The organism is Pseudomonas sp. S37, assembly GCF_016658545.1.
GTDB lineage: Bacteria > Pseudomonadota > Gammaproteobacteria > Pseudomonadales > Pseudomonadaceae > Aquipseudomonas.
In genome coordinates, this window is sequence record NZ_JACVZC010000013.1 from 69716 (window position 1) to 79876 (window position 10161).

The window sequence follows — 10161 nt, forward strand, 5'->3', positions numbered from 1 at the left end:
TCCAGGCGCTTGCGCCATGCCTGTAGGCGCGGCTTTAGCCGCGAACACCGGCGCAGCCGGTGCCATGTACCGAGTTGGATTCTTCGCGGGTGAACCCGCTCCTACAGGTACTGCACTGGCTTCGGGGTGTTGGCTCAAGTGCCTTGGCTTAGCCTCGCCAAGGCACTTTCCAGCGCTGCCAGAAACACCTTCACCCGCGCCGGTACATAGCGGCGGGTCGGCATCACCGCCCAGATCGCCAGCTGCTCCATCTGTGCATCCTGCAGCGGGACTTCCACCAGCAGCCCATCACGAATGTGCTGAAACACATCCCAGTAAGCCAGCATGGCAACGCCCAGACCCTGGACAGCGGCCGACCTCACGGCATCCACACTGCTGGTACTCACCCGGGCCTGCATGCGCCGGTACTGCAGCGCCCCGTCGACCACGAACGGCCAGCGTGGCACAGCCTGCAGCATGATGCAGGCATGCTGTTCCAGCGCCGCCAGTGTACCGGGCTGACCATGGCGCTGCAGGTAAGCCGGCGAGGCACACAGCACCCGTGGGTTGGGCGCAAGCTTGCGTGCAACCAGCTCCGAGTCGGCCAAAGGCGCCACACGCAGGGCCAGGTCCATGCCCTGCCCGACCAGGTCCACCACCTTGTCGGACACATCCAGGTCAATACGCAGCTCCGGGTACTTTGCCAGCAATCGCGGCAACAGACCCACCACGATGCCCTGGCCGAAAACACTGGGGGCGGTGATGCGCAACAGACCTTTGACACTGTTAGAGGAAGGCCGCAGCTCGCCGATGACGCTGTCCTCGGCCTCGGTCATGGTCCTGGCGTACGGCAACAAGGCTTCGCCTTCGGCAGTCAGTGACACGGCGCGGGTGGTGCGGTGGAACAAGCGTACGCCCAGTTCCTCTTCCAGCGAGGCGAGCCTGCGTGACACTTGCATGGGCGAAATGTCGAGCTGGCGACCTGCCGCCGACAGGCTGCCGGCAGCGGCGACGGCGAGAAACACGCGCAGGTCTGCAACGAGCATGGCTTTATCCCTTTTGGTTAAACCGGCTTCTCTTTACGCCTGCTTGGTCCGCGGCATGCTCACCCGTAGCCTGTCCAGATCAAAGCCACCGTAGCCGCCATTGCTGGCCCAAGAGGAAATCCGATGACACCGTTCACAGCGCGCACTTTAACTCAAATTGATATTGCCGGGCGTACCTTGCGCAATCGCCTGGCAGTAGCGCCCATGACCCGAGTCAGCGCCACCGCTGCAGGCGACGCCACTGCGGCAATGGCCGATTACTATGAGCGTTTCGCCAAGGGCGGGTTCGGCCTAGTGATCAGCGAAGGGCTATATACCGACCAGGCCCACTCGCAGGGTTACCTGAACCAGCCCGGCATGGCGAGTGACCAGCAGGCGCATGCCTGGCAAGCGGTAATCCAGCGGATCAAGGCGCACCAGGGCATGGCATTTGCGCAACTGATGCATGCCGGCGCGCTGAGCCAGGGCAACCGCTTCAAGCCAGGTACGGCTGCCCCCTCGGCGGTAAGGCCAACAGGCGAGCAGATGCGTTTCTATTACGGCGAGGGGCGATATGCCGAACCCAGGACCATGAGCGATGAAGACATCGCCGATGTCATCAGCACCTTCGCCAGCGCCGCACAACGGGCCATGCAAGTCGCAGGTTTCGACGGTATCGAGATTCACGGCGCCAATGGCTACCTGCTCGACCAGTTCCTCACCGACTACAGTAATCAGCGTGCTGACCGTTGGGGCGGCAGCAGCGAACGTCGCCTGCAACTGACACTGGAGGTTATCAAGGCGGTTCGCGCCAGCGTCGGTGATGTACCGCTGGGTGTGCGCATTTCCCAAGGCAAGGTCAACGACTTCGAACACAAATGGGCGGGAGGTGAAGAGGATGCGGCGGTTATCTTCGGCTCGCTGCAGGCAGCCGGTGTCGATTTCATCCATGTCACCGAACATCAAGCCTGGCAGCCTGCGTTTGCCGGTAACTCAGCCAGCCTGGTGAAACTGGCACGTCGCTATGCGCCTGGTTCCCTGCTGATTGCCAATGGTGGCCTGGAAGATCCGCTGCGTGCCGACACCGCACTGGACGACGGTGCAGATATCATTGCCCTTGGCAAGGCCGCGCTGGCCAACCCGGATTACCCGCAACGGCTGGCAGGCGCGCAGCCAATGGCTGCATTCGACCCGGCGATCCTCGGCCCGATTGCCGATATCAAGGATGTCGAGCTTGCTCGCTGAGCAGGTACCGTGATGAATGGCACCGGCTGCGCCGGTGTTCGCGGCTGAAGCCGCTCCCACAGTGAACGCACAACGCTTCAGCCTTGCGGTCACTGTAGGAGCGGGTTTACCCGCGAAGCAGGCAATGCGGTGTATGGCACCGGCTGCGCCGGTGTTCGCGGGCGCGCCCGCTCCCACAGGGTCCGCGCAAAACTTCAGTTTTGCGGTCACTGTGGGAGCGGGTTCACCCGCGAATTGGCCGTTATGCGTTACACCGCCAGCGCGCGCTCACGCAGCTCGCTGTTGAGGATGCGGTCGTTTTCGCTGTAATCGACCGGGCAGTCGATCACGTGCACGCCTGGGGTCTTGATGCAGTGCTCCAGCAGCGGCAGCAGGCCTTCGGCGCTTTCCACGCGGTGGCCGTTGGCACCGTAGGCTTCGGCGTACTTGACGAAGTCCGGGTTACCGTAGTCCAGGCCGAAATCGGTGAAGCCCATGTTGGCCTGCTTCCAGCGGATCATGCCGTAGCCATCGTCACGCAGGATCACCACGGTGATGTGCATCCCTAAGCGCACAGCTGTTTCCAGCTCCTGGCTGTTCATCATGAAGCCGCCGTCACCGCACACCGAAATGACCGGGCGGTCCGGGTGCACCAGGTGCGCCGCCATGGCCGATGGCAGGCCAGCACCCATGGTCGCCAGGGCGTTGTCCAACAGCACCGTGTTCGGCTTGTGCGCCTTGTAGTTACGGGCGAACCAGATCTTGTAGATGCCGTTGTCCAGGGCAACGATGCCTTCGGACGGCAGCACGCGACGGATGTCGGCAACCATGCGCTGCGGGTAGACCGGGAAGCGGTTGTCGTCAGCGCCTTCGGCGATCTGCGCTTCGTTGGCTTCACGAATCGCCATCAGGCGGGTGAAGTCCCAGTGCGCAGTGTCGTTCAGGGCTTCGCTGATCTGCCACACGGCATTGGCGATGTCACCGATCACTTCTACCTGCGGGAAGTAAACCGCATCGACTTCGGCAGAGCGGAAGTTGATGTGGATGACTTCGGTGCCGCCACGGACCATGAAGAACGGAGGCTTCTCGATCACATCGTGGCCGATGTTGATGATCAGGTCGGCCGCTTCGACGGCGCGGTGTACAAAGTCACCGGACGACAGGGCAGCATTACCCAGGAAGCGCGGGTGGCGTTCGTCGACCACACCTTTACCCATCTGGGTGGTGATGAACGGGATGCCGGTCTTGTCGATCAGTTGCTTGAGGACCTTGGCGGTCATCTTGCGGTTGGCGCCAGCGCCGATCACCAGGATCGGGTTACGCGCGGCCAGCAGCTTCTCTACAGCAGCTTCAATGGCCACATGCTCGGCCAGCGGGCGACGGTGCAGGCTGCGTGGGATCGGCAGCGCGTCGGTCTGCTCGGCGGCGATGTCTTCTGGCAGTTCCAGGTGCACGGCACCCGGCTTTTCTTCTTCAGCCAGGCGGAAGGCTTCGCGCATGCGCGACGGGATGTTGTCGGCCGAGGCGAACTGGTGGGTGTACTTGGTGATGGGGTCCATCATGCCGCACACGTCGATGATCTGGAAGCGGCCCTGCTTGGACTTCTTGATCGGCTTCTGGCCGGTGATCATCATCATCGGCATGCCGCCCAGGTAGGCGTAGGCGCTGGCGGTGACCAGGTTGGTGGCACCAGGGCCGAGGGTCGACAGGCTGACGCCGGTCTTGCCGGTCAGGCGACCGTAGGTGGCAGCCATGAAACCTGCAGACTGCTCGTGACGGGTCAGTACCAGCTTGATCTTCGACTTGCGCAGGGATTCGAGCAGGTCGAGGTTTTCCTCACCAGGAATGCCGAATACATACTCGACACCTTCGTTTTCCAGACATTGCACAACGACATCGGCGGCCTTGGCCATTTGGGGTACTACCTCAAAATCTTTGTGGGATTGCAGATTTATTAAGCTGCGTGACTGAGATGTTGCAGGATGTCTCAGTGGCGCGCATCGTAGGCCCTCTGGTTAATAATAATAAATATATTGTTATGATGCTTAGCATCACAGTTCGTTATGAATGCAACTGGCATGAAAGGTAGTACCCCTCGATGAACCTCAAGGCATTGCGTTGCTGTGTCGAAATCGTCCGGCAAGGCAGCTTCACCAAGGCTGCGCAGCACCTGCACATTGCCCAGCCGGCGCTGAGCATGGCGGTAACCCGGCTGGAAGAAGAACTGGGCGTGACCCTGTTCAACCGCACCACACGCAAAGTAATCCTCACTGCCGAAGGCGAGCAGTTCCTGCCGCGCATTGCTTCTGCCTTGCGCGAAATGGATGTTGCCCGGCAGGAGCTGCGCGACATGGCCGACCTGAAGCGCGGCGAAGTGCGCCTGGGTATACCGCCGATGTTCGGCCTGCACTATGTGCCGGGCTTGATGAACGCCTTCCGCCAGTTGTACCCGGGCATCGCCATGACGGTGTTCGAAGGCAGTGCCGAAGACATCGGCCACCGCCTGGAGCAACGGGAAATCGACCTGGCGCTGCTGGAATCGCGACGGGTGCCGGCAGACAAGGAATCTATCCTGCTGGGCAGCGACGAGATGCTGGCCTGCATGCACCCCGACCACCCCTATGCCGGCAAGGCTTTCCTTACTGCCGAAGACCTGCGCAACACCGACATGGTGGTGTTTGACCGTACCTTCGTGCAGCGCCACTTGTTGGATGCATTCTTCGCCGAGCACGGGATTACGTACCAGGTGGCGCTGCAGAGCAACTTCGTCTCGCTGGTAGTGCAGGCGGCGCTGGACAACATGGGTGTGGCCACCCTGCTGCGCTCGGTGCAGCAGCGTACACCGGGCATCGTTGGCGTGCCGTTCCGGCCGGCGCAGCAGATGAGCTTCCGCTTGTGCTGGCGGTCGGGGGAGTATCTGTCGCTGGCCAGCAAGCGCTTTATCGACTTTGCCGCACAAACCCATTACCTGGAACGTTGATACCCGCCTGTTCCGGCCCTTTCGCGGCTAAAGCCGCTCCCACAGGTGTTGCGAACACCGGCAAAGCCGCTCCCACAGGTATTGCGCGGTAACTGTAGGAGCGGCTTTAGCCGCGAACACCGGCAAAGCCGGTGCCATCCCCCGAATTGCTGCCAGGCCATTCGGTAGTACATCTGTACTCCACCCGATAACACGCCAACAATCCGCCAGATATCGATCCGCATTTGTCGTGATACAACCCCTCCAATTGCCAGCAAAAACTGTTGATTAATTGCATTTCGACAAGTTCTTGCCTGCGCTTCGCCTCCCTACAATGACCCCACAACAACAAACGAGCCCAGCTCCGTGAGGCACGACCCCCCATGTACAAAGACCACATCGTCAAACCGCGTGCGACCGACAACCCGGCTTTCATGGGCCTGGTCACGGCCGTGATCTTCGCCCTCGCCCTGTTCTATGGCGTGGGTGACGGCAGCCTGGCCAAGCTGATGGGCCCGATCGTGCTCGACCTGCAGGCACCGCTGCTGCGCAACATCGCCGTGGCCGGCACCCTGGCCGTCACCCTGGTGTTGAACCTGTTTATCCTTGGCCGTTTCCCGCTGCGGGCCCAGGTGATCACGGTGTGGTGCGAGCTGTTGCTGCTGTTTTTGCTGTTCTTCGACACCTTCGACCTGTCCTACAGCTTCATTGCCAGCAAGGTCGGCTTCATGATCACCCAAGGGGTGTTCACCACGGTCTATGTGTCGACCCTTTCGATCGCCATCGCCTTCGTCCTGGCGCTACTGGGGGCCACTGCGCGGTTGTCGTCCAACGGCTTTGCCATCGCCATTGCCAGCTTCTACACCTCGTTCTTCCGGGGTGTGCCGCTGTTGATCCAGATCTACCTGATCTACCTGGGTATCCCCCAACTTGGCTACGTGGTCGGGGCGGTGCCAGCAGGCATCCTGGCGTTGTCGCTGTGCTATGGCGCCTACATGACCGAGATCTTCCGTGCCGGTATCAGCAGCATCCCGCGCGGGCAATGGGAGGCGTCGCGGGCGATTGGCCTGACACCGTTCCAGGCCATGACCCGGGTGATCCTGCCGCAGTCGATGCGCCTGATCATCCCGCCCACCGGCAACCAGTTCATCTCCATGCTCAAGGACAGCTCGCTGGTGTCGGTGATCGGTGTATGGGAGCTGATGTTCCTCGCCCGTACCCAGGGCCGTGCGGAGTTCCGCCACCTGGAAATGCTGATCACCGCCGCCGTCCTGTACTGGGTGCTGTCGATCCTGCTCGAAACCGTGCAGTCGCGCCTGGAAAAACGTTTCAACCGCGCCCACCGCTGATCGAGGAGCCTAAAGATGAACCAGCCTTTCACCCCTGCTGCCACCCAGGCCGCCGTATCGATCCGCAGCCTGCAGAAATGGTACGGCGACTTTCACGTGCTCAAGGGCATCGACCTGGAAATCGCCAGCGGCGAGATCGTGGTGGTCTGCGGCCCGTCCGGCTCGGGCAAGTCCACGCTGATCCGCTGCCTGAACCTGCTGGAAGACTTCCAGAAAGGCCAGGTGCTGATCGCCGGCAACCCGCTGAACCGTGATGCGGCCAGCGTGGCCGCGATCCGCCGCCAGGTGGGCATGGTGTTCCAGCAGTTCAACCTGTTCCCGCACCTGACCGTGCTGGAAAACCTGATGCTCGGCCCGCGCCTGGTCAGCAAGCTGAGCGAGGCCCAGGCCCGCGCCCTGGCCCTGGAATACCTCGACCGGGTACGCATCGCCAGCCAGGCCGACAAGTTCCCCGGGCAGCTTTCCGGCGGCCAGCAACAGCGCGTGGCCATTGCCCGTGCGCTGTGCATGAAGCCGCGCATCATGCTGTTCGACGAACCCACCTCGGCGCTGGACCCGGAAATGGTCAAGGAAGTACTCGACGTGATGGGCGAGCTGGCCCAGGACGGCATCACCATGCTCTGCGTCACCCACGAAATGGGCTTCGCCCGCCGGGTGGCCGACCGGATCATTTTCATGGACCAGGGCCAGGTCATCGAACAGGGCCGGCCCAACGAATTCTTCGACAACCCGCGCCACCCGCGCGCCAGGGAGTTCCTTTCGCAGATCCTCAGCCACTGAGGCCTGTGTCTACCGCTGTGCCAACACCACAATAACAACCGCAGTCCGGAGACTTACCGAATGAACCCAGTCGCACGCTTGTTCGCACTCACCGCCGTTGCCGGCAGCCTGACCCTGATGGCCGGTGCCGCCTGGGCCGGCGCCACCCTCGACCGCATCCACCAGAGCAAGGTGATGAAGGTGGCCACCGCCGCCAACTGGCCACCGCAGTCGTTCCTCGGCGAAGACAACACCCTCAAGGGCTTCGACATCGATGTGGCCAACGAGATTGGCAAACGCCTGGGCAGCAAGGTGGCATTCGTCACCCCCGAGTACGGCATAATCACCGCCGGGCGCTGGGCCAGCCGCTGGGACCTGTCGGTCGGCTCGATGACCCCGACCACCGAGCGTGGCCGAGTGCTCGATTTCCCGGCCATCTACTACTACACCCCGTATGTGTTCGCCGTACACAAGGACGCCGCTGGCGCCAGCGCGGCAGACCTCAATGGCAAGACCATCGGCGTAGAAGCCGGTACCACCTCCGAGGACTACATCAACCGCCGGCTGAAGATCGACGCGGCGGACGTGCCAGCCTTCACCTATGAAGTCGAGCCGGGCGATGTGCAAACCTACGGTGACAGCATGGGCCCGCTCGACGACCTGCGCATGGGCAACGGCACGCGCCTGGACGCCACCCTGTCGGCACTGCCCACCATCATGGGCGCGATCAAGGCCGGTTACCCGATCGCCCCGGTGCAGGGCAAGCCTGCTTACTACGAGCCGCTGGCCATCGCCACCGACAAGGGCGACGACGCCTTCAATGCCGAGCTGGCCAAGGCCGTTGACAGCATGAAAGCCGACGGCACGCTGAAGCAGCTGTCCGAGAAGTGGTACGGCGCCGACCTCACGCAAGTGCAGTAACCCCAGCCCGCCTGCCAACGCCCTTCAGCGGGAGGGCGTACGGCACCCCCATGCCCGCAGAACCTGCAGCGCCCAGTAAAAGGATGACCCAGCCGATGTCCAGCTACAGCAACAACTACTACACCGGGACCATGCGCCCTGCCCCGCAGCGCGCCGCTTTAGCCGGCGAAACCAGGACTGATGCCTGCGTGATCGGTGGCGGCCTGGCCGGCCTCAGCGTGGCCCGTGAACTGCTGATGCGCGGGCGCTCGGTGGTGTTGCTGGAAGCGGCACGGGTGGCTTGGGGCGCCTCCGGGCGCAATGGCGGTTTCGTGCTGCAGGGCTGGTCAGAGGGCCTGTCGGCGATCGAGCGCCGTTGTGGCAAGCAGACCGCAGCCGCGCTGTTCCGCCTTTCGCTGGAGGGTGTCGATATCGTGCGCGACACCATTGTGCGCAACAAGCTACCAGGCTGCGCCGCCACCACCGGCAAGCTCAGTGTGGTGCGCTACAACGACGCCGACAACCTGCAGCGCACCCGCGACCGCATGGCCCGCGACTTCGACTTCAACATGGAGTACCTCGATACCCAGGCGCTGCGCAGCCGCCTGAACACCGACCGCTACTTCCAGGGGCTGCGCGACAGCCACGGTTTTCACTTCCACCCCTTGAACTACTGCCTGGGCCTGGCCGAGCTGGTGGAACTTGCAGGTGGCCGCATCCACGAGCAGTCGCCCATGTTGCGGGTTGAGCGCAAGCACGGCCACCACCGGGTGGTCACCGCACAGGGCGCCGTCAGCTGCAACGATGTGGTGTACTGCTGTGGCGGCTATGGCGGCCCCGAGTTTGGCCAGTTGCGCCGGGCGTTCCTGCCGATTGCCACCTACGTGGTGCTGACTGAACACCTGGGTGAACGCCTGCATGACGTAGTACGTACTACAGATGCGATCGGTGACAACCGCCGCGCTTCCGACTACTACCGCATTGTCGAGGGCGACCGCCTGCTCTGGGGTGGCCACATCACCACACGCAACCTGCAGGATGAACAGCGCCTGGGGCAGTTGCTGACCCGCGACATCCTCAGCGTGTACCCGCAGTTGCAGGGTTTGAAAATCGCCAAGGCGTGGTCCGGCCTGATGGGCTACGCCCGCCACAAGATGCCGCACATCGGCCCGCTGGGCCCGGGGTTGTGGGCTTGTACATCATTTGGGGGCCATGGTATGAACACCGCACCCGTGGGCGCGCGGGTAGTCGCCGAGGCGGTCTGCGGCGACAGCGACCGCTACCGCCTGTTCGATGCCTACGGCCTGCAATGGAACGGCGGGCCGTTCGGGCCGGCTGCGGCACAAACCGTGTATGCCGGGCTGAAGCTGATGGACAAGCTCCAGGAAGCCCGCGCGCAGTACAACAACTAGAACATCACAGGAATCGCCATGGATGCCCTGCCCCCCGGCGCGCTGTTCAAGCTGACCGAAAAGGACCGCCAACTGCTGGCACTGCTGCAGGCCAACGCCCGCGAGCCAACCGCCTCGCTGGCGCGCAAGCTGGGCGTGTCGCGTTCGGCCGTGCAGGAGCGCATCAACCGCCTGGAAAACGCCGGGGTGATCACCGGCTACAGTGTGCGCATCGACCAGGACAAACTGCAGCAGGTGATCAACTGCTTCACCATGACCTCGTGCAGCAACAAGAGCTACACCGACGTGATGACCACCTTGCGCAAGATGGACTCGGTGCAGGCGGTGTATGCGGTGTCGGGGGAAATGGACTTCATCATCCACCTCACCACCCACACCCTGGGCGAGCTGAATGCCGAGCTGACCCGGATCAACATGATCAAGGGGGTGACCCATACGGCTTCGCATATCGTGATGGAGACCAAGTTCAGCAAGAAGCTGACCCTTTGATCTCAACCCGCTCACAATCCTTGTAGGAGCGGGGGGGGGGGGGGGGGGGGGGGGGGGGGGGGGGG

Annotated in this window: 9 protein-coding genes; 7 read left to right on the top strand and 2 right to left on the bottom strand. The window is 62.7% G+C overall.

The genetic code is table 11. The features are described 5' to 3' along the window. Positions 1-134 precede the first annotated feature (134 nt). Complete coding sequence (locus IAE39_RS07515) at positions 135-1025, bottom strand: LysR family transcriptional regulator (protein WP_201200883.1); 891 nt, start codon at positions 1023-1025, stop codon at positions 135-137. 123 nt (positions 1026-1148) lie between these two features. On the opposite strand from IAE39_RS07515, the gene IAE39_RS07520 reads away from it, so the two are divergent. After that, positions 1149-2249, top strand: coding sequence for an NADH:flavin oxidoreductase (locus IAE39_RS07520; RefSeq protein WP_201200884.1), 1101 nt, complete (start codon positions 1149-1151; stop codon positions 2247-2249). 248 nt (positions 2250-2497) lie between these two features. On the opposite strand, the gene IAE39_RS07525 is transcribed toward IAE39_RS07520, so the two are convergent. Further along, on the bottom strand, positions 2498-4141 hold the full coding sequence (locus IAE39_RS07525) for an acetolactate synthase large subunit (RefSeq protein ID WP_201200885.1): 1644 nt from the start codon (positions 4139-4141) through the stop codon (positions 2498-2500). A 185-nt stretch (positions 4142-4326) separates the two neighbouring features. Between IAE39_RS07525 and IAE39_RS07530 the strand changes: the two genes are divergently transcribed. From IAE39_RS07530 to IAE39_RS07555, 6 genes are all read left to right on the top strand, one after another. Beyond that, complete coding sequence (locus IAE39_RS07530; protein ID WP_201200886.1) at positions 4327-5208, top strand: LysR family transcriptional regulator; 882 nt, start codon at positions 4327-4329, stop codon at positions 5206-5208. 362 nt (positions 5209-5570) lie between these two features. Beyond that, positions 5571-6536 carry an amino acid ABC transporter permease gene (locus IAE39_RS07535; protein WP_201200888.1) on the top strand — a complete coding sequence of 322 codons (966 nt, stop codon included), beginning with the start codon at positions 5571-5573 and terminating at the stop codon, positions 6534-6536. Between the two features lie 15 nt (positions 6537-6551). After that, on the top strand, positions 6552-7316 hold the full coding sequence (locus IAE39_RS07540) for an amino acid ABC transporter ATP-binding protein (protein ID WP_201200889.1): 765 nt from the start codon (positions 6552-6554) through the stop codon (positions 7314-7316). Positions 7317-7376: 60 nt separating this feature from the next. Continuing rightward, complete coding sequence (locus IAE39_RS07545) at positions 7377-8216, top strand: ABC transporter substrate-binding protein (RefSeq protein ID WP_201200890.1); 840 nt, start codon at positions 7377-7379, stop codon at positions 8214-8216. 95 nt (positions 8217-8311) lie between these two features. Then, positions 8312-9607: an NAD(P)/FAD-dependent oxidoreductase gene (locus tag IAE39_RS07550; RefSeq protein WP_201200892.1), complete on the top strand. Its 1296-nt coding sequence runs from the start codon at positions 8312-8314 to the stop codon at positions 9605-9607. 18 nt (positions 9608-9625) lie between these two features. Further along, on the top strand, positions 9626-10096 hold the full coding sequence (locus IAE39_RS07555) for an Lrp/AsnC family transcriptional regulator (RefSeq protein ID WP_012272218.1): 471 nt from the start codon (positions 9626-9628) through the stop codon (positions 10094-10096). Positions 10097-10161 lie beyond the last annotated feature (65 nt).

What these genes read in the sequence shown, in the direction of transcription:
- IAE39_RS07515 (WP_201200883.1), bottom strand. Translation starts at nt 1,025, where the DNA reads ATGCTCGTTGCAGACCTGCGCGTGTTTCTCGCCGTCGCCGCTGCCGGC.
- IAE39_RS07520 (WP_201200884.1), top strand. Translation starts at nt 1,149, where the DNA reads ATGACACCGTTCACAGCGCGCACTTTAACTCAAATTGATATTGCCGGG.
- IAE39_RS07525 (WP_201200885.1), bottom strand. Translation starts at nt 4,141, where the DNA reads ATGGCCAAGGCCGCCGATGTCGTTGTGCAATGTCTGGAAAACGAAGGT.
- IAE39_RS07530 (WP_201200886.1), top strand. Translation starts at nt 4,327, where the DNA reads ATGAACCTCAAGGCATTGCGTTGCTGTGTCGAAATCGTCCGGCAAGGC.
- IAE39_RS07535 (WP_201200888.1), top strand. Translation starts at nt 5,571, where the DNA reads ATGTACAAAGACCACATCGTCAAACCGCGTGCGACCGACAACCCGGCT.
- IAE39_RS07540 (WP_201200889.1), top strand. Translation starts at nt 6,552, where the DNA reads ATGAACCAGCCTTTCACCCCTGCTGCCACCCAGGCCGCCGTATCGATC.
- IAE39_RS07545 (WP_201200890.1), top strand. Translation starts at nt 7,377, where the DNA reads ATGAACCCAGTCGCACGCTTGTTCGCACTCACCGCCGTTGCCGGCAGC.
- IAE39_RS07550 (WP_201200892.1), top strand. Translation starts at nt 8,312, where the DNA reads ATGTCCAGCTACAGCAACAACTACTACACCGGGACCATGCGCCCTGCC.
- IAE39_RS07555 (WP_012272218.1), top strand. Translation starts at nt 9,626, where the DNA reads ATGGATGCCCTGCCCCCCGGCGCGCTGTTCAAGCTGACCGAAAAGGAC.